Below are 26398 nucleotides of genomic sequence, written 5' to 3' on the forward strand. Positions count from 1 at the left end.
TCAGCCACCCCATGCCACGTTGATCTCCTCGCACCATGCCGCCTGTTCCTTGGTGGGGCGTATGTCCGTCCACCCCACCAGTTCCACCCGGCTCACGCCGTCGATGTGCAACTGCGCATCGATCCCGGACCGCGAGACCTCCAGGCCCAGCCGGCGACGGGGATTCACCCAGGCCTGCAGCCGAGCCTTGCATGCAGCCAGGATGGCTTCGTTCTCTGGTCCCGTGCCGGCCTTGTAAAGCAGGGCCTCGACCCGGTACGGCAGGATCTCGGCGGCCTGGACCGTGAGCCGATCGGCCACCGGGCGCACATCGTCGTCGCTCAGGTAAGCACGTACCGTTTCCAGCAGCTCCGGCGGCGCGAGGCCCTCGCCCTCCAGGTCCAGCACCGTAACCACTACCTCGGCCGGGGCCGGGCTCTCGGCTGTTGCGTCCGCCACCCGCCCGGAGGCGTTGCGTGCATGCAGGATGTAGCTGTTGCGCGGTCCTGCGGTGGTCAGCCCCTCATAGACCAACTGCACGCGCTCACGCAGCGCATCGTCCGCCTCGAGGACGCGCTCGACCGGAGGCACCGCATTGAGATCCTCGGCCTGCACTATCAGCCGCTGAAGGTTCACATTGGCGGCCAGCTGGTCCAGATCCGCACCGCGGGCATAGGCCAGCATCAGGGCCTTGGCCGCGTCGTTGACCCGCGCCCGGTTCTGCATGCGCCGGTATGCGCCCAGCTCGAGGAGCTTTGTGATCGGGTCGCTCTCGAGCAGCGCGTCCCATTTGTCCCCCATGTACTGACGAAAGCGTTGCAGCTCTTCGCCGTACACCCCTTCGAAATCAAGGCTCTCCAGCACCTGCGGCGCCGGGAGCTGCGATAGATCCACTGCGCTCATGCACTCACCTCCAAGACTGCGCTGTCACCCAGGTACGTGCCGGTCAACTGCAGGTCGATCTTGCCGTCGATAACCGCAAGCACCCGCACCCGCTCCAGCTGCAGCCGCGGTTCCCAACGGCCCAAGGCACGGGCCACCTCGGCCTGCACCGCACTTTTCCAGCCTTCGTTCACCGGCAGGTCGACGTAGCGCCGCAACTGGCAACCGTACTCAGGACGCATCCGGCGACTGCCCACCGTGGTAGTGAGGATGTCCTCGATGGACTGCCGCAGATGCCCCAGGCCGGAGACTGGCTGGCCCGTTCGACGATCCATGCCGATCACGGTCAGGCTTCCTTGAAGTCGGACCGGTGGCGCATGTAGGCCAGGCCCACCGCGTCCTCGCCGCTGATCGTGACCTGGCCCTGCACAACCTCAAGCTCAACCCAGTCGGGCAGGATCAACTTGCGGCGGGTGTACTCCTGATCGATGAAGGTCACCGGCCCGCGCGGTACAGGCGCCGCTTCGCTACCCTCATCAGGCACTTGCTGTGTTCTGGCCATGCTTTCCTCCAGGCATGAAAAAGCCCGCACTCGGCGGGCTGTGGTCAGTGTTTGTGGTTTGCCGTGTTGCCGGCGGTGTCGATGATCCTACCCCCGCCGTTGATGTCGCCCGTGACCATCAGTGTTCCGTTGACCGTGACCGCGCCGGTCAGCGTGATCGTGTCGGCCTGGGCGGTGATGCTCGAGGACAGGGCCGTGATGGCGTCGTCTGTCAGCACTGCCTGGGAGGCTCCGACCTTCACCGTAACCGTGCCGCTGGGCAGCTCGATCGTGTAGCTCTTGGCCTGCCAGTCGTAGACCAGGGAGCCACCGTCGTCGAAACGCCAGACCTCGACATGGTCGCGGTTGTCCGGCGCCGGGCCGGCGTTGCCGTACAGCCCTGGAACGAACGTGCCCTGGGCAGGCTCGCCACTGGGACTGATCAGTGCGCCCTGCTCATCCAGGCTTGGCGCTCGCCAGTGGCGAGCCTTGCCGGCGGCCTGGCTGTGCCAGCGTACCCAGGCGCTGGTCCAGCCGCTGCCGTCCGACACCCGTACCATCGCGGCGGCCAGGTCGACGGCGACCACCCGGCAGGGAATCACCAGGCTGGCCAGCATCCGGTCGTGCATTGCGGATGCGTAACTCATGACAGATCCTCCGGGCTGACGGGCTCAGCGTCGGGGCCGACCTTTAGCACCAGCGAGCCGGGGGGCTGGATCGGCCATGGCCACTCCTCCTCGCCCAGGTAGATGATCTGGGTCCACTCCACCACCCAGACCGCGTATCCATCTAACTCAGGCCGCGTCCAGTCCTGTGCTGCTCGAACGAACTTGGCCGGTTCGACCTCGATACCCCAGGTCTGCATGCGCAGCAAAACAGTCAACTGGGCCGCTGAGAACGCGGCGATACGGAGGCTGTAGTCCTCCTCCCCCGCCACAATCACACGCGCCTCGAAACGCGCCTCTACTCCAACCTCGCCCGTGCCGAGGTCCGGCCCTGGCTCCCACTCGACCAACTCGATCAACACGGCGGGAATTGCAATGCGATCAAGCCGGTCAGGCATGGTGCCGACGTATTCCAACGCAGGTAGCGTGCGAACGATATGCTCCTCGATCGCAGCGTACAGGCGATCAAGCGGGATCGGATCGTCAGCCATTGCCAACCCTCCCCAACAGTTTCTGCAGCTCGTAGTTGAGCTCTTGCCTCATGACCTCCAGCAGCCGCTGGTGGGCCTTCTGTGTCCACGACTCGAAGTGCGGCTTCACGTCTTCCAGGGAGATCATCGCCTTGGCCAACGGGAAGCGACTGCCGTTCTCGGCGATCCAGCCGGAGCTGGCCCCACCGGCCCCTGATACTTCGCTGGCCGGGTAGTCGCTCGCCTTGAAATGCTCGCTGGCCGTGCGGATCCAGATATCGGGGTTGCTCCCGTAGACCGCTTTGAAGAACGCGCCCTGGTAGCGGCGCCCAGCCACCGAGACCCCATTGCGGGTTTGCCGTGGCCGCCCCGCGCGACTTGCCGCGATCGGATCAAGGCCGAACCACAGCTTGCCGCGACCATCACCGCCCACCGGATAGGCCCGCAGGCGCTGACGAACCGAGGCCACAGCGATCCGCTCCTGCACAGCGACCGCCCTGCCCACGTGGGTACGCAGCCAGCGCAGGGTCTTGTTGATCGCTCGACGCTGAGCTTTGGCGATGGCCTTGGGAGCCAACGCCACAAACTCATCGAACCGTGCGACCTGCTGGGGCACCGCCTGCAGGGTGATCATCCCGGTGCTGAAGGACACCTTGTGATAGCTGCCGACGCTCATGGCGCCTTCCTCAGCACCAGGGCAACCAGTCCGTCACCGCCTGGCTCGACGCTAGCGATCGTGTACGCGCCGCCGCCGTCCTCCGCCGACAGGTCGATTTCTACCCGCTGCCGGGCTTCGACCCCGGCGTTGTCCTTCACACGGATAACCAGGTGCGGCTCCCGCAGCGACGTAGTGATGCGGCCGAGCTTCGGCTGCAGCCACGGTGCAGAGAACATCCCCTGCACTTCGCGCCCATCGATCAGGGCGCGATCGCCCAGGACATCGAACACCGTATCGTCCACTTCATCGATCAGGTCCCGGAACGCCATGATCAGAGCGTCAGGCGGATGACGGTACGGGGGCGGGTGCAGATGTGCAGCGGGTTGGACTGCGCCTCACCGTCGATACCTTTGCCGAAAGGCATCTCCTCGATCTTGCTGTAGTACGGCAGGCCCTCGGTGTTGACGGTCTCGATGTAGTCCGCCGGGGCGTAGATCGACAGAAACAGATCCGAGACGCCTTCGGGCACCAGGCGGGCTTCGTCATCGGACACGTAGGCCTTGCCGCCCACTTTGCCGCGATAGCGCTCCCAGCTGATGCCGCCGAACTCGAAACCCTCTCGCCCATCACCCCGCAGGGCTGCAGCTTGTTGGCTGCCCTTGTAAGTCTCGACCACCGAAGGATGAGCGATCAGCTTCTTCCAGAACGTCTTGCCACAGAACGCTCGCGCGCCAGTCGTGGTGACATTGCCGAGCGCGTCTTCCTGCATATCCAACGCGTCGACGCACTGAGCCTGGATGTTGGTGTTCGGATCGTTGAGGCCCATCGACAGCGTCTGTCGGGAGACGCCAAAGGTTTTATAGATGTCCAGCAGCACCGACGAGCCATCGGCGTCCAGCACCTGGCCATTGACTGCCCCCATGCGGTGATATTCGTGGGTGGCGTCTAGCTGGCTCCGGGCCTTGCCCAGGCGCTTGTTCACTACCGCTTGAACAGCCTGCAGCTCGGTGGTGGTGCCGAACGCACGAATGCCTTGAATCTCGTCGGCCTTGATCGAGAAGCGCTGCGGCAGGTGGATGGTGTTGAACGGGATCAGCTTGCGCTTGCTGCCGCCGACCACAAGGCCAGAGGTCCCACGTTCACCTGCAGGAACCAAGGCCAGCGTATCGCCGTCCTTTTCGATCTGAACGGTCAGGGTCGGTACGCCCTCCTCGCGGAACAGGCCGAGGGCGGCCAGACGGCCCGGCACGTACTCCTGCTCGTTGATGGCGGCGGTCAGGGCCGCAACGCTGAAGGCATCGTCTTGAAAAATGGCAATCTCAGCCATGGGGTACTCCAGAAAGTAAGAACCCCGCACAAGGCGGGGCTGGGAGAAAGAGAGGGTTGGGTCAGCGCAGGATGATGAACTGTTTCGCCAAGGACTTTTCGGCATCAGCATCGACGCCCGTCAGCAACGCCTCGGTAACCTCGGCCAGCCGCACGACAGCGCGCCCCCGGCGCGAGATGTCCGACTCACCGAGCGGGGCGAAGAGGATGCAAACGGCGTTTTCAGTACCGTCTTCAGCCGCTGGAGCGTAGGGCGCGAACTCGCCGGTTGCCGTGACCAGGCCGAGCAACTGCCCAGCGACCAAGGCCGGGCCGGCTGCGATGTTGATGGCTTCCCGGGAGATCTTCCCCGCGCCCTCAGAAAGCAGGAACTCACCGGCGTGGACCGGTTCCTGTTGGATGTTGCTCATGGTCGTGCTCCTTTGTTGGCGGCCTGCCGGCGGGCAGCCCAGATGCTGGATGGGTTGGGGAGTTGCGCCTTGACCTTCTCCGGCTCGTCGTCGGCCGGTGGCAGGCTGTTGTCGATCTCAAAGCCTTTGCCGGTGCTGACCAGCTTTTCGAACAGGCGCGCTCGCACCGCTTCAGGCTCCAGGCCGGCGTTGACGTACTCCGCTGTAAGCTCGGGCAAACGCGCCGCGACGCAGAGGTCGTGGACACCCTTGGCCCGTGTCAGCGCGGCCTGCACCGTGGCCTGGTCGGTCAGTTTTGTGGAGGCGATCAGGGTCTCGGCCAGGTTGCTGATACCGGCCTTGGCACAGCCCTGGGTGATCATCAGCGCCAGCGCCGTGGAGGCTGCTGGATCTAACGGGGTTACTTCAGGTGGAGTTGCTGGGTCATCGTCCGGCGTCTGATCGGCCAGCTGATCCAGCAGCGCCTGCGGCGTCTGGCGGTACCGCTTCATCGCTGCGCCTTGCGCGAGGCAGGCTTTGACCTCGACCCCGGTGCCCACCTCATCAGCCAGGCCCAGCGCCAGGGCTTCCTGAGCCGTCAGCCAGGTCTCATCGTTGACCATGCGCCGCAGCTCGACGTCGTCGATGTCCGGGGCCTTGGCCCGGTATGCCGCGATGATGGCTTCGAAGGTCTGGTCGAGAACGTCAGCGACGCGGCGCAGGTCCTCGGCATCGCCGCTGGTCCAGGTCCAGGGGTTGTGCACCATCAGCATGGCGTTGGAAGCCATGACCAGGCGGTGGGCGCCACAGGCCGCGACACTGCCGGCACTGGCGGCCAGCGCATCGATACGCGCGGTGCAGCGCTCGCCAAGGCGATTCAGCGCGTTGTGAATGGCCAGGCCGTCGAACAGGTCACCACCAATGGTGTTGAACGCCACCACGACCGGCGACACGCCGTCGTCGATCGCCTTCAAGTCCTTGATGAACTCGTTCGCAGTGATGCCCCAGCCACCAATCTCTCCGTAGATGTAGATCTCGATGGGGGCTGGCTCGGTGTTGGCTGCGCCTTCGGCCGCTGCGCTGATCTTGTACCAGTGCTGGTCTTCGACCTTCAGCGCCGAAGGCACCTTGTTGAAGATGCGGAATGGCATCAAAGGCTTCAAGGGTTTCATGGTTTCTCCTTCTCGTCGGAATCGTCATCGATCGCCGACAACGTGCTGTAGGTGAGGCCCAAGATCTTCGCCCGGGCGAGATCGGCGGCGTTCTCTTCGTCCACCACTTCGGCATCGGTACCGCCTCGCAGGCAAACCTCGCTGCGTGACGCGAAGCCCGCGGCGATTTCCATGGTGCGCGACTGGACGTCCTGGACCGGGTGGATGTAGGCCCAGCCCTGGGGCACCCACCGGGTACGCTGGTAATCGCGGCGGCGCTGCGAGTAGTCCGGCAGGTCGAGCGCACCGGCGAGTACCGCCATGTCCATCCAGGCTTTACGCACCGGCCGACACAGCTGATGGACGTAGACCTGGAACTGCAGTTGCTCCAGCCTGCGACGGAACTCGGTCAGCACCACGCGGATCGCGCGGTCGTTCACACCCTGCATGTCACCGGTCATCAGCTCGTAAGGCAGCCCCGAGCCGGCGGCAGCGGCCATCAGCTGCTGCCGCATGAAGTCGGGGTAGTTGTTACCGGCATCGGGCGGGTCCGAGAACTCGACCTGCTCACCGGGTAACAGCTCCTGCATCGTGCCGGGCTCCAGCCCCACCATCGGCGTGAAACCGTCACGGTCGTACTTCACCGGTGCGCCAGTGAGTGGGTCTATCTGCGGCGGACCGTCCGGGGTGGGTTTGCGAACGAAGCCTGCGAAGAGGTTGGCCACCTCTTGGCGGAACAGCACCGCATCGTCGAAGTTGTCCAGGCTGCGCAGACGCTTCAGCACCGGCGCCAGGCGCGGTACGCCACGCAGTTGCCCCGGCTCCAGCGGCTCGAAGACATGCAGCATCTGCTCGGCCGGTATGCGCACCAGCTGGTTGTAGCCGACGTTCAGCGCCGACTTGTCGCTGGGATGGTTGCGGTAGCACCAGTACGCCACCCGCCGACCCATGCCGTTGAACTCGATCCCGGCGCGGATAACGTTGCCGAAGCGGGTCAACTCGAACTTGTCGTGGGGAACGAACTCCGGCGCCAGGCACTGCAACTGAAGCGGCACCGCGTAGCCATCCTCCAACCGCCGCGGGCGCAAGCGGATGAAGCATTCGCCCGACTGCTCGACCGTCCGCGCCACCAGCGCCTGCAGGCCGTAGAAGTCGGTGAGCTGATCGGCGTCAGCTTCATCGACCCAGTCTTCCCACAGCACCTGCATCGCCTTGCGCACTGCCTTGTCGAGCAGTTGCGGATGCGGCGTAATACCGGTGCCGATCAGGTTACTGACGCGCTTGTCGATCACGTTGGCTGCATAGGGGTCATTACGCACCGCGCTGCGCGAGCGTGAACGCAGGTTGCGCAAGGCCGGCATGATCAAGCTGTTCACGCCGGTGTCCGGCGCATCCCAGTTCGATGAGCGCCGTCCCTCGGCGGCACCTTCGTAGCTGGCCTTGATCCGCTCGGGCACCAGAATTCCCGAGCGGCCGAGGGTCAGATAACGCCCGCTCACAGGCCTTTGCCCCCGTGGTAGACGCGCACGACGCGCGAACGCGGCCCGGCGGCTTTCACCAGTTCGGACTGGATCAGGTCGCGGGCCTTGATCAACTCGTCGACGGTTCGATACTCAACGGTGCGGTCCGAGTAACGGACGATCTTTTCGCCGCGCGCGATCGCCCGCTCGACAGTCGCGAGGTCTGCTTTTGTATAGGCCATGTCAGCGTCTCTTCAGGTAGCCGCTGCTGGAGCTGCGGCGTTGCATGGGTTGGGGTGCGGGCCGCGGTGCCGGCGTTGGTGGCGGATCGTTGCGCCTGCCCGGTACCGGCGCTGGGGGCGATGGCAGATCGTCATCGTCCTGATCGTCGGCGTCGGGCTCGCTGGCCTGGGGCCGGGCTGGGGGCTGTTCGCTCTGATCGAACAGGCTGGCCTGCGCGAGCGCCTGCCGCAGCTTGTCCCATTCGTGCTCGCCGTAGCGGTGCAGGCCGAGGAAGTTGGCCATGGCGAGGTTGTACACCATCAGGTCCAACGCCTCGTTGCGTTCAGCCTTGCTCTTGACCCACTCGATCCGCTTGTAGCCCTTCACGTAGCGGGCGATCTTGCGTTCGGCCACGCACTGCTGGAAGAACTCGTCGGGTAGGTCCTTGGCGAAGTGCAGCGCACCAGGGCCTTTCTCGAAGCTGTAGCGGTTGTAGATCCAGTCCTTGGCGGTGTCAGTGCCGACGATCCACAACTCGGCGCCGTTGCGTTCGGTCTGGCCCTTCCAGGTGACGTCCACCTGCGACGGACGCTGGGCGATCACTGGCCTGCCCGGCTTGCTTGCGCCCTTGAGTGCAAACACGTTGCGCCAGCGGCGCACTCGGGTGAACTGGTAGACCTCATGGGTGTGGTGACCGCCGGAGTCGATGCCGGTGGCCAGGATCGCCAGGCTGACGCCGCAGGGGTGGTGGTACCGGACTTTGAGGCGGTCGTCGAGCAGCGCCCAGGTGCGCTCGTCTGCAGGGTCGCCGGGGATGACTTGATGGTCGACAACCCAGCGCTCCATGCCGGCTCCCCAGGCCATGACCATCAGCTCCAGGCGGTTGGCCTGGACGTCGACAGAGGCCGTCAGCGCGAGCGCCCCCACGGGCAATGTGCCGAGTACGTAGTCTTCTTGCAGCGCACGGGCCTGCAGCACCTCGGCCTTGGTCTGCTCGATTGCACTATCCCAGACCTCAGCCAGGCGAGTGTTGTAGAACACCTGCATCGGTTCAAGGTCGCCACGGTCCTGGGCGCGCTTGGCCTCTTCGAACTCGCGGGCCAGCATGGCCCAAGAGTGCCAGCCGAGCGGGGCGTACAGTGCATTGAGGTGGAACCCCACCGTTTCGCCGTCGCCTTCGGAATGGGAGCGCCATTCTCCTTTGGCCAGCATCTCACCCTTGTGATGTTCCTCTATCACTACGTCGCACTCAGGCCCCGCGCACTGGTAATGCACGTTGGCGAAATCAGCCGAGTACATCAGGCGATCCCACTTCAACGTCTGCATGTGCCCGCAGGTCGGACAGGGCACGTAGTAGAAACGCTGGTCGCTCATCTCGAAGAGGTCTGCAATCCGCGAGGCGCCCTTGATCGTTGGCGAGCTGGAGAAATAGAACTTGGCGTTGCGGCCGAAGGTACTGCCGCGCGCCTCAGCCAATTTGATGGGATCACCTTCCTGGTCAACATCCACATCCCAGCGGTCTATCTCGTCGCCGTAGACATACCTTGCAGACAGTTCAGCAAGGTTGGCGGCCGAGCCGGCTGTGGTCGCGTAAAGCGTGCCGCCCTCGAACTCCTTGGTGTCCATCGTGTTGCGGGCATCTCTGGAGCGGGATGCAGCCACACGTGATTTCAACTCCGGGATAACCGCTAAGGTTTTGCCGATCCGCGACGACACCCGTTTCGCCAGCCCCAGGCTAGGTAGCAGGGTCAGGATGTTAGATGGCGCCATATGAATCAGAGCGCCGATCCAGTTCAGGGCGATCTGCGTTTTCATCAATTGCGACGCGACCATCGTGACAACCCGCTTGGACGGATGGGCTGGAGACAGGCATCGCATAGGTTCGCGCGCATACGGCGTGCGCGCCGTTCGGTACTTACCAGGTTCGGCGGCACCGGTGTCACGCGGGATACGCATGTAGCCATCGGCCCATTCATCGACCCAAAGTTCAGGGTCAGGTTTCAGGCCTCGCGTATACGCAGCATGGTGGACCGCCGCCCCATCTGCGTATGGAAACTGCATAGGTTCAGCTCTGTGAGTGAATGGCTTGCTCAAACTCGGCAGCGGTCATGGAGGCGGCGTCGTCCAGAACTCGCCGCAAGGCGCTCGCGATGATCCGTTCGATTTGCCACGGATCGGAGATTGCCGAGATTTCGGGAGCCAACTGCGCGGGAAGAGCCAGCACCTGGTCGCGAATCATCCGGCCAGCAGAAAACGCCGCTTGATCCACGACCTCCACTTCAACCAGTGCGCCGTTTGTTTTACGCAAGTTGGTTTCTGTCAGTTCGGCCTGCGCCAGCGCCAGCCGAGCTTTGGATTGCTGATAACCCGGATGAACGACCTGATGTTGGACTTCAGCCGTTCGAAGCGGCACCGCCGCTGGAGGAACGGGGGCCGGCTCCACGTTCGAATTACGCCTGCCCGGCTCGCTGGTCATTGCCAGGTATTGCTCGCTGGCGTCTACATCTACCAACCCATCGGCTGTGAGAATCAAGCGACCCTGCTGAACGAGCTTTCCCACGTACTGCCGCGACCAGCTTTTGCTTTTCGCGTATTCGGTTCGGGTGAGATATGTCATGTAAACCTCTGTCAACTTGGGCTGTAAACCTGTCAACCAATGTCAACCAACGTGGGAAAACCAGCCGCTAACAAAGAATCGCGGGTTCCCGGTCCCGTACCCCGGCCATATCGCCAGGGTCCCCGGCCCCACCCAGGATTCGGGGCGGGTCACTGGCCCGGCTCAGTGCCTGCTGGCGACACCTGGGTCAGCCCCAGCCGCTTGGCGGCCCAGCGCTCGTAGAGGTTGATCGCCACATCGGCGCCGGCCATCGCGGTCAAGCAACCGACCGCCGCCGCCATCCACACCGATGCGCCAAGGGCATACAACAGCATGTTGGCCGACAGCCCGCAGGTAACGCAGGCACCCGAGCGCAGAGCGAGCCGGCGCACCAGCCCCCAACCTCGAGCACCCGCCTTGTCGGCCCGCCACATTTCACCCGACACCCCGCCGACCAGGGACAGTACGATCACCATCCAGATCGGCATCTCGACTAACGCTTGTTGCTCGCTGTTCATGCAGGCCTCAATTGGCAAAGCACGGCGCCGGAAAAAGAAAACCCCGCCAAGTGGCAGGGTTCTCGATGCGCCGACAGGTCGGAGCGGGTTGCACAGCACAGTGCTTGTTGGGGAAGCGCCTAAGCGCACTTTTGATATCGTGGCGCCTTTTTACATGCCACCGGAAAAACCGAAAAGGGGCAATTATCGGTACGTCACAATGTGGTCGCTATGTAGCATCCATGTTGCACGCAAGTTGCATAGTGACCCGACGAACGGTAGGCAAGCGTACCCGCCCTGCCCTTGCCCCCAGAATGGCCAACACCTGCAAGTGCAGCGCTTTCACCCAGTTGCGATAAGTGCGATCCGCGTCCTCGGTCAGCCCGACTTCGCGCATTTGCTCACGTACCGTCGCGCCGTGCAGGTAGCGCAGCTCGGCCAGCTTGGCCAACGTGGCGCCACGAGCATCACGCCGCGCCAGTTCCGCCACCGCGGCGTCGACCTCGGCAGCGGCATGGTCGAGGCCTGCACCCGACACCAAAATGCGCGCCCCCGACGATCCTGTGCGCGGTGCCGCCCCCTTCCATTCCATGATCGTGCCCATCTGGCTGCCCAAGCTCGCTTCCAACCCTAGCTTCCCGCGCTGCTCTCCCCAGTGCCGCATCAGGTCCCCCACCAGGCGCAGGCGTTCGGCCTGATCAATCAGCTGAGCCATATCGACCTGATGCTGTGCAAGTCTCACCAGGAGCTGAAGGCGTAATCCGTGGTCCACCATCATTGCCCGCCCTCCAGAATCGCAACCCAACACAAAAAATGCCAACCCAACACAAACCCACCACAGATAAAACCCAATAAATTCAATAGATTATGGATAGGTGTGTTGAGTGTGTTGGGTTTGTTGGGTTTTTTAGTCCTCGCATAGGTTTTTTTACGGCACCGTATTAGCTTGAGAAATATTCCGTATGCGCGCGCACGCGCGCGCAAACCCAACACACCCAACACAGGGGCACTCGGGGCCTTGAAATACGGGGGTTCTATGTGTGTTGGGTTGCAGAAGTGGACCCAACACAAACCCAACACACCCAACACAGGGGCTCTTGGTTTCATGCTGCCAGCCCCTTCACGTGGTCCCAACCGTCCACGTTCCACCCTGCAAGTTTCGCCTTGCTGCGCCAGGTGAGAACTGCTTGCCCAAGCTCGGCCGCATTGAATGATGGGGGCAGGGAAGCATCGCCATCGCTCGGGAAGAAAAACGCCGCAAACCGCCGGTTATTGCGCTCCGTCCAAGGGATTGAGCGCGTCTTCTCGACTGTGGCGCTGAGCATGAGCGAAAACTTCGTCTGACTCATGGCGTGCTCTTTGTTCCGAGAGCACCATTCAATGAACAACGCATATAGGTCTGTTGCTAAGCAGCATGCCCACAGACCACGACCTAGCTCCTCGGTTCGCCACAAGTGCAAGAAAGTTTGCCATGCCGTGCGACTGAGCGCGACTAGACGTTGCCGTGCCTCTGTCTCGGGAGGACGAGTGCGCTGGTCGAAATCTCCCAACTCGACAGCCAGTAGCCAGCCGTACAAGGCCGCAACCCCACCGTTGGCCAACTCATGGCTGATCGCCTTTTGTCGCACAACAGGCAACGTCTCCATGGGCCACATCACCAGCATTCGTCGGTCGGCGTCACTGATCGGCCAGGGCATGATCTCGTTGCTCAGGAAGACGGCGTTCATGTGGTTGGCCTCTTCCCAACCGTTGATGAACTTGGACTCCATGCGCACCGTCTTGCCGGTGATCATGTGCTTGATCTTGCCGACCTGGTTGTATCGCTGATCCCTGCTGACAACTTCCTCGAACACCGCCCAGAGCTTACGGCTCTGCCAGGCGTTGAAACTGCCTTCCAGTTGCGTCTGCCCTACCGTCGCGGCGTATTGCCCGTAGAGCTGACCGAAGACGTCGGCAAACAGCAGACTCTTGCCCGAGCCTTCCATGATCGAGTGCATCAAAACAGCTGTGTCCATCTTCGCGCCCATATGCTGGAGCGGGTAAGCGAGCCATTTCACCAGCCATTCCAGCGCCTGTTCATCGTGGTTGCAAAGGAACGAGATCAGCCAGCGAAGGTTCTCGCATGCAGCATCATCCCGCACCGGTTCAAGTGGCAGCCCCTCAAAGGTGTTGATGTAGACATTCGGGTCCTTGGTCATCGTCGGGTCAAACACGATGTGATCGACGTCTACCACCCTACGCTCCCCGCAGTTCAGCCACCACTTGTACTCATCCCCCAGTGCCATCTTCACGGCACCCTCTGGGATCCGACGCTTCTTTTCCCGATCCCAGACATCCTTGGTCCCGTCGATGTAGACGTAGCGCTCGATGGGATCTAGCTTCAGCGCCCCGCCTTTCTTACTTGCCAGGCGCCGCGCCTCATCGAGCTCCTGCGCCTGCTCAGGGGCAATCAGCTTTCTGTCGGGCCGCTCCAGCCATACCTTGGCCAACGGCTTACCCACCAGCGCTTCGAAAGCCGACTTCTTCATCGGCTTCGCCTTGTCCATGTCCCAGACTTGCGTGGTGCCTTCTATCAGCGCGAACCGCCGCAGCGCGCCTTCAATATCCGGCGCGCTTCCCCCTTCCCCCCCGTCGGCCGAGGAGGCGGCCGGGCTGGCCTCGATTGGGTCGGGGGCAGATCCGTCAGTGTCAACGCCCGCAGCGCTTTGATCGGCCTGCTCGGCAACAGATGGGGTGCGGGGAAGCTCACCCAGCGGCGGGGGTACCGGCGGGCGCGATTTGGCATCGATACCCAGGATCTGCGCTGCCGCTCGGGTAGCTGCCCTCTGATCGCCGTCGTGCATCAGAATGCAGAACACGTCGAAGGCATCATTCTTGTGTCCGTTTGCCAGCGGGTCCGACGTGTGATGGGAAAAGAGCTTTCCGTCGGTGATAGTCACCCCAGGCATGCCAGAGCTGCTGTGCGGGCTCAGCCACTTCCCGTCGATGCGCTTGTAGCCATGCGCCTCGATCATCGTGGCGATGTCATGGATGCGGTTGAATTCCGGGATGACCTCGGGGAGCTTGTCACCAGATCGAGCAACAACTGGTGAGGGCCTTGGCGTTGGGCGAGCCGCGGGCATAGCCGGCTTCGGCCTCCACGGGCAAACGGCCTCCCCTTTGGGCTTGAACTCGTCCCAGCCCTGCCAGATCGCCAGCAGCTCGGGCGGGAGCTCCGGCAAGCCGCCGGCGTCTGGTGCAGTGCGCCATGTGTATGGCTTACCCGTGCCAGGGTGGATGGAAGGCGGCAGCACATCCTGCACCAGGCCGCCCCGCAGCTCAAAGACGGTCACTTTCTTGAAGGGCTCAGCAGCCAATCGGAAAGCCGCTTCGCGGTCGGCATCTTCCGCGTCTACAGCTGCTTGGACCTGCGCCATTAGCCCCTTGTAGATGGTGCCATCGGGGTCGTTCTTGTTGGGCCAAACCAGGGCGTGGCGACTCAGCTCCACGCCCTCGGGGACGCGGAACATCACACGGAAACGCTCAGGGTTACCCACGGAGGTCGGGTATGCGTCTGCAAGGGCGTCAACGTCGAGCCCCAGCGTCTGCTGCATGACCTGCCGCGTCAGTTCGACGTCATCAACGTCCAACGAGCAGACGCGACTAGGCCCGAGCACCACCCCAAGATTGTGACTCGGGCGCTTCGTCCAGAACGCCTCGGCATCATCGGCGACAGTGAAATAGCGACCGGGCTGATTCCAACCTTTACCCTTCGGCCCCTTCTCACCTGGCTCGATCGGGACCAGAGCCAGGTTGAAGGTTTCAATGTAACGCCGCGCCCAATCAGCTGTGGTAGGAGTTGGGCGCCCGCTCATCTCCGGCGCTCCCGCAACCCCTGGCAGTCGACGCAGGTTTCGCAACCCGTGACCGACTGCTGACGGGCCAACGGAATCGGCTCGTCGCAATCCTCACAGAACTGCGCGCTCGGTTTTACAGGAAGTCGTGCAAGGCGCTGCAGTGACAGTTGGAGGAAGTACTCAGCATGGTCATTGGCGAAATCGACGGCGTCAGCCATGAGTTTCGTCCTCCATGGCCTCGCGCGCACCCGCCATGATGGCAAGCACCTGCCGGATAACCTCCATGCCGCGCTGCTCCAGATCCAACACCTCGGGCAAGGTCCAGACATTGTCCGAGGCGCCATCATGCAGGCTACCTACAAACTGCCCCGATTCGTCGAGCAGCTTCGCAACCGCCTGCAGCGCATCGTTGGTGGCCGGCACCGGCTCGGGGCGATACCAGACCGCGCCTGCAGGGCGAACCAACGCGTCGAGCAGACGCGGATCAGCAGTCCATTGCACGATCTCTTCAAGCTCATCAGGTGTTGGCCAGCGGCGGTCGTCGGTATGGTGCAGCTTCTTCTGAAGGGCATCGACCTCAAGCCCCATGTCGAAGGCCAACCGGGTGATACCGCCGTGATAGTCGCGACCTGCGCGATAGAGCGCCTGTCGCAGAGTGAGGACCGGGCCAGCGCCCGGCAAAAGATCAATCCTGCTCATAACCGTAAATCCTCGGTTTACGGTGTAGCCATCGGATCAGGTAAGACCTATCCTACGACCACGACCGTCGTGCTGTGCGTAAAACCGCGCTGTGCTGTGCGTGTACTGCATGCGGTAACAGTCATCCGGCTGAACTTGTGAGAGAGGGCACCGGGTGACGGGAGTGATGGTGTTACACCTTCATAGCTGGGCCGGGAGGTGAGAGTCCTGGCTCAGCGTTCTTACTTTTGATCTGTTTCCTCCCGTTGAACCTGCTCGTCGTAAAAAACCTCGATAGCCTTGCCTACCTCATAGCGGACTGCCGCTCCCTTCGTCGCGCGATAAATCGTCGGCTGTGTCACCCCGACCCGATCAGCAATCGCACGTTGTGAAAAACCCTGTGCGATTAGGGCTCGAAGCATCTCTTGTATGGACATGATGCAACCTATTCGTTAGCGAATAACCCGATGTTACCCAAACGAATAGGAGAGAGCAATACACTAGCGATACGCAAACTAATCAGAGCCGTTAGCAGTGATAGGAAACCGCATAGCAAAGCGTATGCACGAGCTTGGTCTGTCAGGAGGAGAGCTGGCCCGGCGATCCGGCGTCCCACAGCCAACAATTCATAGGATCCTCTCAGGGACATCGGTAAGTCCCCGGCAGGAAAACGTCGAGCGCATTGCCAAAGTGCTGGGCGTCACAACTGAGTGGCTCTGGAAGGGTGAAGCTGGCAACCCCGTTGCCGTCGCGCCACATACGAACGTCGAACCAGGCCCACATGTTCGCGGCTTTGTACCGCTGATCTCCTGGGTACAGGCTGGAGCCTGGTGCGAAATGCAAGAACCGCTGGAGATGCATGAAGCGGAAGCTTGGTTACCTTGCGCGGTATCGCATAGCAGTTCGACATTCGCACTTAGGGTTCGAGGCTTGTCGATGTTCAACCCACACGAACGAAGGTCTTTCAGGGAAGGAGACATTATTTTTGTCGACCCTGCAAAAGAGTATGAGAATGGCTCCCTTGTGATCGCCAAGCTCGCCGATAGTAGAGAAGCCACGTTCAAGCAGCTCGTTATCGAAGGAGATCGCCAGTTCCTGAAGCCGCTGAACCCCTCATGGCCAGATCCGATCATTGAACTCCCCCCAGACGCCACGATTTGTGGAGTCGTTGTGTCGAAGGTGGAAATATTCTAATCGTTTTCGAATAGGTCCACCTCGAAAAGGTATTGACCCTAAAAATTCGTTTGAGTATTGTCTGGACCGCACCCTCTCTCTCACTGAGGTTCAGACATGCCAAACGCACAGCACACCCCTTCGTGCAAGGTCTACTTGCACCCAATGACCTGCAACCGCCCCGCCCAACTGGTGGCATTCCAGCTCCGAACAGGTCTCCATATCGTGGCCACCCCACGTGGCAACGCTCAGGCTATTCCCGCTCTTGGGGGTGTTGAATGAGCGAGTTCACTATCCCTTTGAGTCGGATCATGGTGCTGGAGCGCACGCTGGAGCACGGCGGTACCGCGACGTGCAAACTCCAGCGCCCCGAGACATCGGTGGACGCACAGGTTTACGTCGAAAATGACACTACCACTCACCACATCAAGGTGACGATGGGGCCTCTCACCAGCTCTCTATCCCTTCCCCGCAGGCTGGCTACCAAGTGCCAATCCTTGCGCGACTTCCTGCAGGATCTGGCCAATGGCCGAGCTGATTCCGGCGCAATGTCGGAAGAGGCTCTAGCCCTGCTGGAGGCGCAAGACAGCGTGGATGAAGTCCTACTCGTCGGCCAGATCGCGTATGTGATCAACACCGTCAACCATGCGCTGCCCTTCGGCGCAGTTGTGACCAATGACCAGGGCGAGGTCTGCGCAGCGGTTACCGCCTCGAACAAACAGCAACTCGCTGCTGCCCTCCGCGCAAAGCTCAAGCCCGGCCATGAGGGGCTTGGGGAGCGCACATGAGCACCCTGGAACAACTGCGCAGTGAGTGGGCGACGCCCTGCCCTACGTTGACCGCCGTGCGGGAGCGCTACTTCCCGCACATAGGCTCGGACAGACGACTCAGGGAGCTGATCAACAAAGGGGCGATCCCGCTGACGTTGAAAAAGCTGCACAACTCAGCGAAGGCGCCCCACGTGATCTACCTGCACGACCTCGCCCAATACCTCGACCATCAGGCGCAACAAGACTCGCAAATCGCTTGAACCAGGCGGCCCCGGCCATCAGGGGCAACAGCCCGCCACCGGCTCTCAAATCCACGGTGGCGGGTCAATTTGGAGCACACCATATGCAACCACATCAGCAAGTCCTCGCTGTGGGGATTCTTTGGCTTGTCACCTTGATTGTCGCGCCGTACTTGTTCACGAAGGCTCGCAGTCGCGCCTTCAGTCGTGGCGTGGAAATCGGCAAGGAACATCATAGAGCCGATCTGAAGCTGCAGCTCAAGACCCTCCGAGAGGAGCTGGACGAAGCCCGCGTCCAGACCGAGGCAGACCAGCGTAAGCACCATCTGGCTGTGGCGTCCCTCAAGCGAACCATCAAGGAGCTTGAAGAACGGATCATGTCCTACACAGGCATGCCGGTGACCAGAGCAGACTACGACAAGCTACTCGGCACGGCTGAGATGCTACGCCTGGCCCAACGCACGATGAGCGCCTTGATGGCGGCCCCACAAGCCGCCCGCGCCGCCGAACAAGCCACCGCCATAGACAACCTCGCCAAGCGAGTTCATTCCCACCTGGGTGCAACACCGGCAGCCACCACGGAGGCCGCAGCATGAGCACCAAAAGCGTACTCGTGATTGGCCCCCAAGGGTGCGGTAAGACCACTCAAGCCCCCGCGATCGCCAAGGCCCTGGGCCTCAGCAACATCCACGACAACTGGGAGCCCGGAGCAGCAGTTGCACTTCTGGACACCCTGGTACTGACCACCGCACGCGGGACTAATTGGCACTTCAAAGGGCGGACGATGACTTTCGACCAGGCCATGCAGATCGTCCAGCACCGAGGTGACGCAGCATGAAGACCCTATGCATCTATCACGGTAACTGCGCCGACGGGTTCGGCGCTGCCTGGACTGTGCGCCGCTGCTTGGGCGCAGAGAATGTCGAGTTCCTCGCCGGTCACCACGGCATGACCCCACCTGAAGTAACTGGCCGCACCGGGGTCATCGTCGACTTCTCCTTCCCTCTGGAAACGCTTCAGGTGATGGCCCAGCACGCCCAAGCCGTACTGATTATCGACCACCACAAAACCGCTGCCGAGGCCCTGGCCGACGTGGAGGCCGCTCCAATCCACTTTTACGCCTGGGCAGAAACCCTGCCTAAGCTCAGCGCCGTGTTCGACATGAACCGCAGCGGCGCCGGCCTCACCTGGGACTTTTTCTTCCCCTACAACCAGCGACCGGCCCTTATCAACCACATCGAGGACCGTGACCTCTGGCGCTTCAAGCTGGCAGGCACCCGCGAGATCCTGGCCAACCTGTTCAGCTACCCACAGGACTTCGAGGCCTGGGACAAGCTGATACAGCAGCCAATGAACGCTGCCATCGCTGCTGGGACAGCCATCAACCGAAAGCACCACAAGGACGTAGCCGACCTGGTAGCCAGCAGTAAGCGCCGGATGATCATCGCCGGTCATGATGTGCCAGTGGCGAACCTGCCCCATAGCCATGCCAGTGACGCCGGTCACCTGATGGCACAAGGCGAGGAGTTTGCTGCCTGCTACCAGGACAGCACCGACCACCGTTACTTCTCCTTGCGCAGCAGCGATGAAGGAATGGATGTAAGCGAGATCGCCAAGCAGTACGGCGGCGGCGGACACCGCAATGCGGCGGGCTTCAAGGTGCCGTTAGACCATGAACTGGTACAAGGCGGCAAAGCCAATGATGCCCTAGCGCTGGACGCAGATAACAGCGCAGTCGCTTGGCTCGGCCAGGCCGGGCTATATCGCACTCGCCTGGAAGCCTTGCAGAACGGCGAGCAGCACCTAGAACCAGTTTCCAGCGACGAACTGTTCGAACTCGCACGCAGTCACGTTCGCGAGGGCCACATCCATGCCTAACCCAACCCGCACCTGGCAGTTGGTCAGCCTGATCTTGGCCTGCGCCCTGATCGCTGCCTTGACCCAATTGCGCCAGCCAGCCCTTGTTAACGCACAGAAAGGCACGTCACCGACTGTAAACAAAATCACCGGCTACGAGCACTTGGCCCTGAGCCCGAACGCCCGCCGCGCCCATGAGAGGTATTCGCTGTGATCACAACACAGGCCTACACCCCGAACACTCGCGACGCAAAGGGCGTGCAGACCTTCATGCGTCCCGCCATGGGCGTGTTCTGCGACGTCTGCGGCATCCCACGCACGCGGGGCAACCATGAACGCTGCAGCAAGATCCGCCAGGCGGCAGGCTTCGCCACCCCACTGGAGCGCCAGACATGAATCTCAACCTCTCAGAACTGAAGGCCCTGGCCACCGCAGCTCAACGCGCCCCGTATGATCACGTCGCCGCGAACGACTACGGCATGGCGATGCCGCCAGCGATAACCCTGGAGCTGATCGCAGAGATCGAGCGCCAACGCCTGATAAACGCCGAGGGCTGCAAGCCCGACAGCAGCATCCTGCTTGCTGGCCGCCCCTGCGCCGGGGGAGCGCCGTACCGCAGCCTCGACAAAGCGAAGGGCTGCAAGCCCGACCTCATTATCACTCCCCCACAGCCGGTCCATTCGGCCGAGCTCTCAGATGTGCTTCCGACAGTGTCGGTCGAGGGTGACCAGCTGGTTATCCGAATTACCACTGAGTGCCTCCTGCATGCCGTCACGTGCTGCTCTCAGTGGCCGATCGACGCAACTGGTGCGCCGGTCCCTATCGTGAATGGAGCACTGCTGGTAGAGGAAATCATCCACGAACTGCAGCGCGAAGACGAACAAGGCACCAACGCGATGCACCGCATGCTCGACGATGCCGCACTTGCCGCGCTGGACAACGGTAGCGAGGCAGTGGCCTACGACGAGGTGAGCTCATGAGCACGCCACGATGGGTACTGATCAACCGAGCAGCTGAACTCACCGGCTACTCCGAGGACGCCATTCGCCACAAGGTTAAGAACGGAACCTGGCCACAAGGCCGCATCTGGAGAAAGGCACCCGACGGGCGCATTACCATCAACATTCCTGAGTACGACAAGTGGGCAGAGAGCGCAGCACAAGTGGCCTAGAGGCGGAGCTGGCAAAGCACACTGGCATAGAGATTCATGGCGGCAACTTGCGGATCGCCTTCATGTGGCGCCGCATTCGCTGCCGTGAATCACTCGGCTTGCCAGTAACCAAAGCCAACATCAAGCACGCCGCCCAACTCCGGGCGGCGATTCTTCACGAAATCAAGGTGGGCACATTTGAGTACGGTCGGCACTTTCCCAACTCGAAGCATGCCGCGAATTACAGCAGTACCAAGGACGAACGCCTGGAAGCCTTAGCGGAACGCTACAAGCCGCTGAAAGCCATCGACATCACCCCGGAGACCGAGGAGAAGTACGGTTACGCGATCGACATCTGCGTCGGCTTAGTGGGCAAAGACCGCCTAGCCGGCGTGCTGCTGCCCGAGGACATTCACGTACTTCGCGCAAGGCTGATCGAAACCCGGGCCCCATCGACCGTCAACCACTACCTGGCCACCTTCGCTGGCTTCCTCACCTGGTGTGAAAGCAACAAATACTGCATTGCCGGCCTCGCTGCGGCCTGCACGCGATTCGCCATGAGCGAAAAAGAGCCTGATCCACTGACGCATGAGGAGTTCGACCTGATCGTGACGAAGGGTTGCCTGCATTCACAAGATGTTGCCGCAACCACGCTTGCTGTCTACACAGGACTGCGCCCTGGCGAACTTTGCGCGCTGGCCGTGGAAGATGTTGACCTGCAGGCCGGTAAGATCGAAGTAACCAGGGCGATCACCGCCCAAGGAACGTTCAAACTCCCCAAGACAGGCAAGCCCCGCACCGTGCTGCTGATGGAGCCGGCAATTGAGGCCTGCAGAACGCTGATCGATCTGGTGGCGAGGCACCCCAAGCAAGCGATCCGCGTTTATCACAATCGGCATGAGTGGCGAGACGAATCAGTCACCCCACTGCTGTCACCAAGCACACAGGCTCGGAAGAAGGTCATCAACGAGTGGTACGTCTCTACGGCCTGGAACACTAAATGGGCCGGCATCCAACGCCGCGCCGGTATACGAGCCAGGCGACCGTACCAAACTCGACATACCTATGCATGCTGGTGCCTTACAGCTCGAGGGAACTTGGCATTCATTGCTAAGCAGATGGGGCACAAGGACTTCACAATGCTGGTCGAGGTCTATGCAAAGTGGATGGATGACGAGTCCCCTGCAGAAGTGCAGAGAATCTGGGAGGAGCTCAAGAAAACTTCAGTCAAACCAGATCACTAAAGTCAGACACATTCATACGACGAATAGCATTTTGACAGTCTAAAAGCTCCACACGTAGGCGCTCCCTAGTCTTCATTCTTTCACTGAGCTCTCGCTTTAAGTCTTTGGCAGCCGCTGGTGAGGCCTTAGTCAATTCATTCAATAACTTAGAGAACCCTTTAGCACTGCTATCGAACTCGGCCTTCAATTTTCGCTCACGATCCTTCAGAGCATCTAGAGGAACCAGGTCAACCCGCTCCCAAACTTCTTCAACATCGCTATCCTCTGTCTCTAGAGCGGCATCCTCAATTTCCTTGATCACCGACTCGGAGGTGCGTTGATCAAGGTAGCTGTTCGCTAAGCTCAAAAAACTGCTATGACTGTACATTGAAAAATCAGCGCCAACTTTATCTTTGAATTCTGCTATGAGCTCCGGTCGCGGGCCGATTGTCTTCCCTCCAACTTTCAGCCACCAGTCGTCCTTCTGGTCACCTGTGATCAAGATCACTGCAGTCGACTCACTTTTTGCATGCTCGAGAATCTGAAGCCAGAGGATTAGATCGCCATATCTAGCCCGCACATGCTCGAAAACTGTCGAGTTCTTGTGCTTCGCAACATCTTCATAGCCAGGCGGCACCAGGTTGGCATACCGCTCCTCACCTTCTTTAATGGTTTTCTTCAACTTTTCGTCAGCCCAAGCAGGTCCCACCTTACCTTCCAGAAGATCAGCCAGACGCTCTTTTACATCGTCATTTACTATTTTATTCTCATAGTACGAAACTTTATCCTCAAGAGCCTCAATAACCTTGCAGGAGACCCCCACAAACTCATCGTGAAGTTTGGAGTGCACAAACGGATGTTTAGTATGCGACTCTAGATCAGAGAGCAAATCCGTCAAACTCTTGATTGTTGCGCGATACATCGAAGCCTGTTCGTGGGCAACACCCGGACGATTTCTTAAAAATTCGTAGGCAACTTGATGCGGAATCCAAACTCTCGACCCTAACGACTCTATAATTTTAAAAAGTGCCTCCCGCGCCTCTTCCGAGCGCTTATAAAGACTGGTCAGCACATTAGTGTCGAATACGAATATGCAAGCGTCCCAAAGCTGCTTTCTTGCGGCTTCACTGCGAGCAAAGTGATTGGCGAATGCTGATCTCATCGACTGCCTCCCTGTCCAAGGCATCATTATGACATCTTGATGTGTCGACCCGAAAGCGGCAGGAAGCGTGCTACCCTGTGCGCACTCACGCTTGCCATGATCTCTTACGCCCACCAAAATGCCCCATGGCTGCCCCAGCGAAACAGCATTAGCGCTCTAAACATCTGATGAATAAAGCAATTTCTGATTTTTCAGCACACACCCCGATGATGCAGCAGTACTGGAAGCTGAAAAACCAGCACCCGGACCAGCTGATGTTCTACCGCATGGGCGACTTCTACGAGATCTTCTACGAAGATGCGAAAAAAGCCGCGAAACTGCTGGATATCACCCTGACCGCCCGCGGGCAGTCGGCGGGCCAGTCGATTCCCATGTGCGGGATTCCGTTCCACTCGCTCGAAGGCTACCTGGCCAAGCTGGTCAAGCTCGGCGAGTCGGTGGTGATCTGCGAGCAGATCGGCGACCCGGCCACCAGCAAGGGCCCGGTGGAGCGCCAGGTGGTGCGCATCATCACCCCGGGCACGATCAGCGACGAGGCGTTGCTCGACGAGCGTCGCGACAACCTGATTGCCGCCTTGCTCGGCGATGAGCGGCTGTTCGGCCTGGCGGTGCTGGACATCACCAGCGGCAATTTCACCGTGCAGGAGATCAAGGGCTGGGAGAACCTGCTGGCCGAGCTCGAGCGCATCAACCCGGTGGAGCTGCTGATCCCGGATGATTGGCCGCAGGGCCTGCCAGCGGAGAAGCGCCGTGGCGCACGGCGCCGCGCCCCGTGGGACTTCGACCGTGATTCGGCACGCAAGAGCCTTTGCCAGCAGTTCGCCACCCAGGACCTCAAGGGCTTTGGCTGCGACAAGCTGACCCTGGCCATCGGCGCCGCCGGCTGCCTGCTGAGCTATGCCAAGGAAACCCAGCGCACCGCCCTGCCCCACCTGCGCAGCCTGCGCCATGAGCGCCTTGACGACACCGTCATCCTCGATGCCGCCAGCCGCCGCAACCTGGAGCTGGACATCAACCTGGCCGGTGGCCGCGACAACACCCTGCAATCGGTGATCGACCGCTGCCAGACCGCCATGGCCAGCCGCCTGCTGACCCGCTGGCTGAACCGTCCGCTGCGCGATCTGAAGGTGCTCAAGGCACGCCAGGACTCGATCCGCTGCCTGCTCGACGGCTACCGCTTCGAAAAGCTGCAGCCGCAGCTCAAGGAAATCGGCGACATCGAGCGGATCCTCGCGCGCATCGGCCTGCGCAACGCCCGTCCGCGTGACCTGGCACGCCTGCGCGACGCCCTCGGCGCCCTGCCCGAGCTGCAGAACGCCATGGCCGAGCTGGAGGCACCGCACCTGGCGCGCCTGGCCGCGATCACCGGCACCTACCCGGAGCTGGCCGGCCTGCTGGAGCGGGCGATCATCGACAACCCGCCGGCGGTGATCCGCGACGGTGGCGTGCTCAAGACCGGCTACGACAGCGAACTGGACGAATTGCTGTCGATCAGCGAGAACGCCGGCCAGTTCCTCATCGACCTGGAAGCCCGCGAGAAGGCCCGCACGGGCCTGGCCAACCTCAAGGTCGGCTACAACCGCGTGCATGGCTATTTCATCGAGCTGCCGACCAAGCAGGCCGAACAGGCACCCGCCGACTATATCCGCCGGCAGACGCTCAAGGGCGCCGAACGTTTCATCACCCCTGAGCTGAAAACGTTCGAGGACAAGGCGCTGTCGGCCAAGAGCCGTGCCCTGGCCCGCGAGAAGATGCTCTACGATGCCTTGCTCGAAACCCTGATCGGGCACCTGGCGCCACTGCAGGACAGCGCCGCGGCGCTGGCCGAGCTGGATGTGCTGAGCAACCTGGGCGAACGCGCCCTGAACCTGGACCTGAACTGCCCAAGCTTCGTCGATGAGCCGTGCCTGCGCATCGAGCAGGGCCGCCACCCGGTGGTCGAGCAGGTGCTGACCACGCCATTCGTGGCCAACGACCTGGGCCTGGACGACAGCACGCGCATGCTGATCATCACCGGCCCGAACATGGGCGGTAAGTCCACCTACATGCGCCAGACCGCGCTGATCGTGCTGCTGGCGCATATCGGCAGCTTCGTTCCGGCAGCCGCCTGCGAGCTGTCGCCGGTGGACCGTATCTTTACCCGTATCGGCTCCAGCGACGACCTGGCCGGCGGGCGCTCGACCTTCATGGTCGAGATGAGCGAAACCGCCAACATCCTGCACAACGCCACCGACCGCAGCCTGGTGCTGATGGACGAAGTCGGTCGCGGCACCAGCACCTTCGATGGCCTGTCGCTGGCCTGGGCCGCCGCCGAGCGCCTGGCCCAGCTGCGCGCCTACACATTGTTCGCCACGCACTACTTCGAACTGACCGTGCTGCCGGACAGCGAGCCGCTGGTGGCCAACGTGCACCTGAACGCCACCGAACACAATGAACGCATCGTGTTCCTGCACCATGTGCTGCCGGGCCCCGCGAGCCAAAGCTACGGCTTGGCCGTGGCGCAACTGGCGGGCGTGCCGGCGGCGGTGATCCAGCGTGCCCGCGAGCACCTGGGCCGCTTGGAGACCACCAGCCTGCCCCATGAAGCGTCGGTTGCAACGCCGCGCGACAATACGCCTCACGTGCCGCACCAGAGCGACCTGTTCGCCAGCCTGCCACACCCGGCCATCGAGAAGCTGGGCAGGCTGGAGCTGGACGACATGACGCCGCGCCAAGCTATCGAAATGCTATATCAACTGAAAAACCTGTTATAACGGCCCACCGCGCAAGCTGGTAGAATCCGGCGCGGTTTGCGAAGGCTGCAGGTTATTAGCCTGGTCTGCAGCCAGCACCGTGAACCGCGCTGCCCTGGAAGGAAGGGCAAGCTGCCGTCGCCTGAGGAGAGAATTAGAAATGACCTTCGTCGTCACCGACAACTGCATCAAATGCAAGTACACCGACTGCGTGGAAGTCTGTCCGGTGGACTGCTTCTACGAAGGCCCGAACTTCCTGGTGATTCACCCGGACGAATGTATCGACTGTGCGCTGTGCGAGCCTGAGTGCCCGGCCCAGGCGATTTTCTCGGAAGACGAAGTGCCGTCCGGCATGGAGAACTTCATCGAGCTGAACGCCGAGCTGGCCGAAATCTGGCCGAACCTCACCGAGAAGAAAGACGCCCTGGCGGACGCCGAAGAGTGGGATGGCAAGCCTGGCAAGATTGCCGATCTGGAGCGCTGACAGCGCCCAGGTACGAAAAAGGCCCGCGAGGGCCTTTTTTCATTTTCAGCAGACAAAAAAAGGGGCGGTTTGACCCGCCCACATTTTTTCCGTAGTCCCTGTATGTCCCAATCATCGTCCTGATGAATCGCATCCCGCGATGTCCTTGGCCATCATCCGTGAGAGCCTGTGTCAGTCCGTAGACACAGTTCGAATACTAGCGATTCCCCGCCTTGGGACAAGCAACGAATATCTCAGGATGATTCAGGCGTAACATCT

General features: G+C 61.5%; 33 protein-coding genes and 1 pseudogene. 13 read left to right on the plus strand and 21 right to left on the minus strand.

Going from position 1 to position 26398, the window contains the following annotated elements:
• From LOY42_RS20330 to LOY42_RS20425, 20 genes are all read right to left on the minus strand, one after another.
• The gene (locus tag LOY42_RS20330; protein WP_258599013.1) at positions 1 to 882 is read right to left on the minus strand and encodes a baseplate J/gp47 family protein; all 882 of its coding nucleotides are present in this window, start codon (positions 880 to 882) and stop codon (positions 1 to 3) included.
• Positions 879 to 1205, minus strand: a complete 327-nt coding sequence (locus tag LOY42_RS20335) for a GPW/gp25 family protein (RefSeq protein WP_110604271.1) — start codon at positions 1203 to 1205, stop codon at positions 879 to 881. The genes LOY42_RS20330 and LOY42_RS20335 overlap by 4 nt, the downstream gene beginning before the upstream one ends.
• A gap of 2 nt (positions 1206 to 1207) precedes the next feature.
• On the minus strand, positions 1208 to 1423 hold the full coding sequence (locus LOY42_RS20340) for a hypothetical protein (protein WP_258599016.1): 216 nt from the start codon (positions 1421 to 1423) through the stop codon (positions 1208 to 1210).
• A 44-nt stretch (positions 1424 to 1467) separates the two neighbouring features.
• A complete protein-coding gene (locus tag LOY42_RS20345; protein WP_258599018.1) occupies positions 1468 to 2049 on the minus strand; it encodes a phage baseplate assembly protein V in 582 nt (193 codons plus the stop codon).
• On the minus strand, positions 2046 to 2558 hold the full coding sequence (locus LOY42_RS20350; RefSeq protein ID WP_258599020.1) for a hypothetical protein: 513 nt from the start codon (positions 2556 to 2558) through the stop codon (positions 2046 to 2048). Before LOY42_RS20350 ends, LOY42_RS20345 begins: the two co-directional genes overlap by 4 nt.
• On the minus strand, positions 2551 to 3213 hold the full coding sequence (locus tag LOY42_RS20355) for a hypothetical protein (protein WP_258599021.1): 663 nt from the start codon (positions 3211 to 3213) through the stop codon (positions 2551 to 2553). The genes LOY42_RS20350 and LOY42_RS20355 overlap by 8 nt, the downstream gene beginning before the upstream one ends.
• Positions 3210 to 3524 carry a hypothetical protein gene (locus LOY42_RS20360; protein ID WP_258599023.1) on the minus strand — a complete coding sequence of 105 codons (315 nt, stop codon included), beginning with the start codon at positions 3522 to 3524 and terminating at the stop codon, positions 3210 to 3212. Before LOY42_RS20360 ends, LOY42_RS20355 begins: the two co-directional genes overlap by 4 nt.
• A 2-nt stretch (positions 3525 to 3526) precedes the next feature.
• Positions 3527 to 4522: a major capsid protein gene (locus LOY42_RS20365; RefSeq protein ID WP_258599025.1), complete on the minus strand. Its 996-nt coding sequence runs from the start codon at positions 4520 to 4522 to the stop codon at positions 3527 to 3529.
• 61 nt (positions 4523 to 4583) lie between these two features.
• Positions 4584 to 4931 carry a head decoration protein gene (locus LOY42_RS20370; RefSeq protein WP_258599027.1) on the minus strand — a complete coding sequence of 116 codons (348 nt, stop codon included), beginning with the start codon at positions 4929 to 4931 and terminating at the stop codon, positions 4584 to 4586.
• Positions 4928 to 6073, minus strand: a complete 1146-nt coding sequence (locus LOY42_RS20375) for a head maturation protease, ClpP-related (RefSeq protein WP_258601306.1) — start codon at positions 6071 to 6073, stop codon at positions 4928 to 4930. Before LOY42_RS20375 ends, LOY42_RS20370 begins: the two co-directional genes overlap by 4 nt.
• Positions 6074 to 6078: 5 nt before the next feature.
• On the minus strand, positions 6079 to 7560 hold the full coding sequence (locus tag LOY42_RS20380) for a phage portal protein (RefSeq protein ID WP_258599028.1): 1482 nt from the start codon (positions 7558 to 7560) through the stop codon (positions 6079 to 6081).
• Complete coding sequence (locus tag LOY42_RS20385) at positions 7557 to 7763, minus strand: phage head-tail joining protein (protein ID WP_197865791.1); 207 nt, start codon at positions 7761 to 7763, stop codon at positions 7557 to 7559. The genes LOY42_RS20380 and LOY42_RS20385 overlap by 4 nt, the downstream gene beginning before the upstream one ends.
• Before the next feature lies 1 nt (position 7764).
• Entirely contained in the window at positions 7765 to 9804 is a 2040-nt protein-coding gene (locus LOY42_RS20390; RefSeq protein ID WP_258599032.1) for a phage terminase large subunit family protein, read from the minus strand.
• 4 nt (positions 9805 to 9808) lie between these two features.
• Entirely contained in the window at positions 9809 to 10360 is a 552-nt protein-coding gene (locus tag LOY42_RS20395) for a hypothetical protein (RefSeq protein ID WP_258599037.1), read from the minus strand.
• A gap of 149 nt (positions 10361 to 10509) precedes the next feature.
• Entirely contained in the window at positions 10510 to 10857 is a 348-nt protein-coding gene (locus LOY42_RS20400; RefSeq protein ID WP_258599039.1) for a phage holin family protein, read from the minus strand.
• Between the two features lie 208 nt (positions 10858 to 11065).
• Positions 11066 to 11614: a hypothetical protein gene (locus tag LOY42_RS20405; protein WP_408981064.1), complete on the minus strand. Its 549-nt coding sequence runs from the start codon at positions 11612 to 11614 to the stop codon at positions 11066 to 11068.
• Between the two features lie 325 nt (positions 11615 to 11939).
• Positions 11940 to 14690: a bifunctional DNA primase/polymerase gene (locus LOY42_RS20410; protein WP_258599041.1), complete on the minus strand. Its 2751-nt coding sequence runs from the start codon at positions 14688 to 14690 to the stop codon at positions 11940 to 11942.
• Complete coding sequence (locus tag LOY42_RS20415) at positions 14687 to 14890, minus strand: TraR/DksA C4-type zinc finger protein (RefSeq protein WP_258599043.1); 204 nt, start codon at positions 14888 to 14890, stop codon at positions 14687 to 14689. The genes LOY42_RS20410 and LOY42_RS20415 overlap by 4 nt, the downstream gene beginning before the upstream one ends.
• Complete coding sequence (locus tag LOY42_RS20420; RefSeq protein WP_258599045.1) at positions 14883 to 15371, minus strand: phage regulatory CII family protein; 489 nt, start codon at positions 15369 to 15371, stop codon at positions 14883 to 14885. Before LOY42_RS20420 ends, LOY42_RS20415 begins: the two co-directional genes overlap by 8 nt.
• 221 nt (positions 15372 to 15592) lie before the next feature.
• Entirely contained in the window at positions 15593 to 15787 is a 195-nt protein-coding gene (locus tag LOY42_RS20425) for a helix-turn-helix domain-containing protein (protein WP_309475687.1), read from the minus strand.
• Between the two features lie 124 nt (positions 15788 to 15911).
• Here LOY42_RS20425 and LOY42_RS26710 point away from each other — a divergent pair.
• From LOY42_RS26710 to LOY42_RS20475, 11 genes and pseudogenes are all read left to right on the plus strand, one after another.
• Positions 15912 to 16007 (plus strand): annotated as a pseudogene (locus LOY42_RS26710) (helix-turn-helix domain-containing protein); the annotation flags it as partial.
• Positions 16008 to 16187: 180 nt separating this feature from the next.
• Positions 16188 to 16544, plus strand: coding sequence for a LexA family protein (locus LOY42_RS26715; RefSeq protein WP_408981086.1), 357 nt, complete (start codon positions 16188 to 16190; stop codon positions 16542 to 16544).
• 257 nt (positions 16545 to 16801) lie between these two features.
• Complete coding sequence (locus tag LOY42_RS20435; protein ID WP_258599049.1) at positions 16802 to 17311, plus strand: hypothetical protein; 510 nt, start codon at positions 16802 to 16804, stop codon at positions 17309 to 17311.
• Positions 17308 to 17553 (plus strand): pyocin activator PrtN family protein, encoded by a 246-nt coding sequence (locus tag LOY42_RS20440; RefSeq protein ID WP_258599051.1) that lies wholly within the window; start codon positions 17308 to 17310, stop codon positions 17551 to 17553. Before LOY42_RS20435 ends, LOY42_RS20440 begins: the two co-directional genes overlap by 4 nt.
• Before the next feature lie 83 nt (positions 17554 to 17636).
• Positions 17637 to 18128 (plus strand): hypothetical protein, encoded by a 492-nt coding sequence (locus tag LOY42_RS20445; protein ID WP_258599053.1) that lies wholly within the window; start codon positions 17637 to 17639, stop codon positions 18126 to 18128.
• On the plus strand, positions 18125 to 18370 hold the full coding sequence (locus LOY42_RS20450) for an AAA family ATPase (RefSeq protein ID WP_258599055.1): 246 nt from the start codon (positions 18125 to 18127) through the stop codon (positions 18368 to 18370). Before LOY42_RS20445 ends, LOY42_RS20450 begins: the two co-directional genes overlap by 4 nt.
• Positions 18367 to 19410, plus strand: a complete 1044-nt coding sequence (locus LOY42_RS20455; protein ID WP_258599057.1) for a DHHA1 domain-containing protein — start codon at positions 18367 to 18369, stop codon at positions 19408 to 19410. The genes LOY42_RS20450 and LOY42_RS20455 overlap by 4 nt, the downstream gene beginning before the upstream one ends.
• A 189-nt stretch (positions 19411 to 19599) precedes the next feature.
• Entirely contained in the window at positions 19600 to 19785 is a 186-nt protein-coding gene (locus tag LOY42_RS20460; protein ID WP_258599059.1) for a hypothetical protein, read from the plus strand.
• Positions 19782 to 20369 carry a hypothetical protein gene (locus LOY42_RS20465; RefSeq protein WP_258599061.1) on the plus strand — a complete coding sequence of 196 codons (588 nt, stop codon included), beginning with the start codon at positions 19782 to 19784 and terminating at the stop codon, positions 20367 to 20369. The genes LOY42_RS20460 and LOY42_RS20465 overlap by 4 nt, the downstream gene beginning before the upstream one ends.
• Positions 20366 to 20560 (plus strand): excisionase, encoded by a 195-nt coding sequence (locus LOY42_RS20470; protein ID WP_258599063.1) that lies wholly within the window; start codon positions 20366 to 20368, stop codon positions 20558 to 20560. Before LOY42_RS20465 ends, LOY42_RS20470 begins: the two co-directional genes overlap by 4 nt.
• Positions 20530 to 21783, plus strand: a complete 1254-nt coding sequence (locus LOY42_RS20475; protein ID WP_258599065.1) for a site-specific integrase — start codon at positions 20530 to 20532, stop codon at positions 21781 to 21783. Before LOY42_RS20470 ends, LOY42_RS20475 begins: the two co-directional genes overlap by 31 nt.
• Here LOY42_RS20475 and LOY42_RS20480 read toward each other — a convergent pair.
• Positions 21767 to 22924 (minus strand): PIN domain-containing protein, encoded by a 1158-nt coding sequence (locus tag LOY42_RS20480; protein ID WP_258599067.1) that lies wholly within the window; start codon positions 22922 to 22924, stop codon positions 21767 to 21769. The genes LOY42_RS20475 and LOY42_RS20480 overlap by 17 nt on opposite strands.
• Positions 22925 to 23103: 179 nt before the next feature.
• On the opposite strand from LOY42_RS20480, the gene mutS reads away from it, so the two are divergent.
• Positions 23104 to 25677 (plus strand): DNA mismatch repair protein MutS, encoded by a 2574-nt coding sequence (gene mutS, locus LOY42_RS20485; RefSeq protein ID WP_258601312.1) that lies wholly within the window; start codon positions 23104 to 23106, stop codon positions 25675 to 25677.
• Between the two features lie 139 nt (positions 25678 to 25816).
• Positions 25817 to 26140: a ferredoxin FdxA gene (gene fdxA, locus LOY42_RS20490; protein ID WP_258599068.1), complete on the plus strand. Its 324-nt coding sequence runs from the start codon at positions 25817 to 25819 to the stop codon at positions 26138 to 26140.
• The last annotated feature ends 258 nt before the right edge of the window (positions 26141 to 26398 follow it).

The sequence above is a fragment of the Pseudomonas sp. B21-023 genome (genome assembly GCF_024749165.1).
Taxonomy (GTDB): Bacteria; Pseudomonadota; Gammaproteobacteria; order Pseudomonadales; family Pseudomonadaceae; genus Aquipseudomonas.

What these genes read in the sequence shown, in the direction of transcription:
- LOY42_RS20400 (WP_258599039.1), bottom strand. Translation starts at nt 10,857, where the DNA reads ATGAACAGCGAGCAACAAGCGTTAGTCGAGATGCCGATCTGGATGGTG.
- LOY42_RS20405 (WP_408981064.1), bottom strand. Translation starts at nt 11,614, where the DNA reads ATGATGGTGGACCACGGATTACGCCTTCAGCTCCTGGTGAGACTTGCA.
- LOY42_RS20445 (WP_258599053.1), top strand. Translation starts at nt 17,637, where the DNA reads ATGCAACCACATCAGCAAGTCCTCGCTGTGGGGATTCTTTGGCTTGTC.
- LOY42_RS20440 (WP_258599051.1), top strand. Translation starts at nt 17,308, where the DNA reads ATGAGCACCCTGGAACAACTGCGCAGTGAGTGGGCGACGCCCTGCCCT.
- fdxA (WP_258599068.1), top strand. Translation starts at nt 25,817, where the DNA reads ATGACCTTCGTCGTCACCGACAACTGCATCAAATGCAAGTACACCGAC.
- LOY42_RS20480 (WP_258599067.1), bottom strand. Translation starts at nt 22,924, where the DNA reads ATGAGATCAGCATTCGCCAATCACTTTGCTCGCAGTGAAGCCGCAAGA.
- LOY42_RS20340 (WP_258599016.1), bottom strand. Translation starts at nt 1,423, where the DNA reads ATGGCCAGAACACAGCAAGTGCCTGATGAGGGTAGCGAAGCGGCGCCT.
- LOY42_RS20360 (WP_258599023.1), bottom strand. Translation starts at nt 3,524, where the DNA reads ATGGCGTTCCGGGACCTGATCGATGAAGTGGACGATACGGTGTTCGAT.
- LOY42_RS20420 (WP_258599045.1), bottom strand. Translation starts at nt 15,371, where the DNA reads ATGAGCAGGATTGATCTTTTGCCGGGCGCTGGCCCGGTCCTCACTCTG.
- LOY42_RS20470 (WP_258599063.1), top strand. Translation starts at nt 20,366, where the DNA reads ATGAGCACGCCACGATGGGTACTGATCAACCGAGCAGCTGAACTCACC.
- LOY42_RS20435 (WP_258599049.1), top strand. Translation starts at nt 16,802, where the DNA reads ATGAGCGAGTTCACTATCCCTTTGAGTCGGATCATGGTGCTGGAGCGC.
- LOY42_RS20410 (WP_258599041.1), bottom strand. Translation starts at nt 14,690, where the DNA reads ATGAGCGGGCGCCCAACTCCTACCACAGCTGATTGGGCGCGGCGTTAC.
- LOY42_RS20425 (WP_309475687.1), bottom strand. Translation starts at nt 15,787, where the DNA reads ATGTCCATACAAGAGATGCTTCGAGCCCTAATCGCACAGGGTTTTTCA.
- LOY42_RS20450 (WP_258599055.1), top strand. Translation starts at nt 18,125, where the DNA reads ATGAGCACCAAAAGCGTACTCGTGATTGGCCCCCAAGGGTGCGGTAAG.
- LOY42_RS20465 (WP_258599061.1), top strand. Translation starts at nt 19,782, where the DNA reads ATGAATCTCAACCTCTCAGAACTGAAGGCCCTGGCCACCGCAGCTCAA.
- LOY42_RS20390 (WP_258599032.1), bottom strand. Translation starts at nt 9,804, where the DNA reads ATGCAGTTTCCATACGCAGATGGGGCGGCGGTCCACCATGCTGCGTAT.
- LOY42_RS20355 (WP_258599021.1), bottom strand. Translation starts at nt 3,213, where the DNA reads ATGAGCGTCGGCAGCTATCACAAGGTGTCCTTCAGCACCGGGATGATC.
- LOY42_RS20330 (WP_258599013.1), bottom strand. Translation starts at nt 882, where the DNA reads ATGAGCGCAGTGGATCTATCGCAGCTCCCGGCGCCGCAGGTGCTGGAG.
- LOY42_RS20365 (WP_258599025.1), bottom strand. Translation starts at nt 4,522, where the DNA reads ATGGCTGAGATTGCCATTTTTCAAGACGATGCCTTCAGCGTTGCGGCC.
- LOY42_RS20395 (WP_258599037.1), bottom strand. Translation starts at nt 10,360, where the DNA reads ATGACATATCTCACCCGAACCGAATACGCGAAAAGCAAAAGCTGGTCG.
- LOY42_RS20345 (WP_258599018.1), bottom strand. Translation starts at nt 2,049, where the DNA reads ATGAGTTACGCATCCGCAATGCACGACCGGATGCTGGCCAGCCTGGTG.
- LOY42_RS20455 (WP_258599057.1), top strand. Translation starts at nt 18,367, where the DNA reads ATGAAGACCCTATGCATCTATCACGGTAACTGCGCCGACGGGTTCGGC.
- LOY42_RS26715 (WP_408981086.1), top strand. Translation starts at nt 16,188, where the DNA reads ATGCAAGAACCGCTGGAGATGCATGAAGCGGAAGCTTGGTTACCTTGC.
- LOY42_RS20415 (WP_258599043.1), bottom strand. Translation starts at nt 14,890, where the DNA reads ATGGCTGACGCCGTCGATTTCGCCAATGACCATGCTGAGTACTTCCTC.
- LOY42_RS20350 (WP_258599020.1), bottom strand. Translation starts at nt 2,558, where the DNA reads ATGGCTGACGATCCGATCCCGCTTGATCGCCTGTACGCTGCGATCGAG.
- LOY42_RS20370 (WP_258599027.1), bottom strand. Translation starts at nt 4,931, where the DNA reads ATGAGCAACATCCAACAGGAACCGGTCCACGCCGGTGAGTTCCTGCTT.
- LOY42_RS20385 (WP_197865791.1), bottom strand. Translation starts at nt 7,763, where the DNA reads ATGGCCTATACAAAAGCAGACCTCGCGACTGTCGAGCGGGCGATCGCG.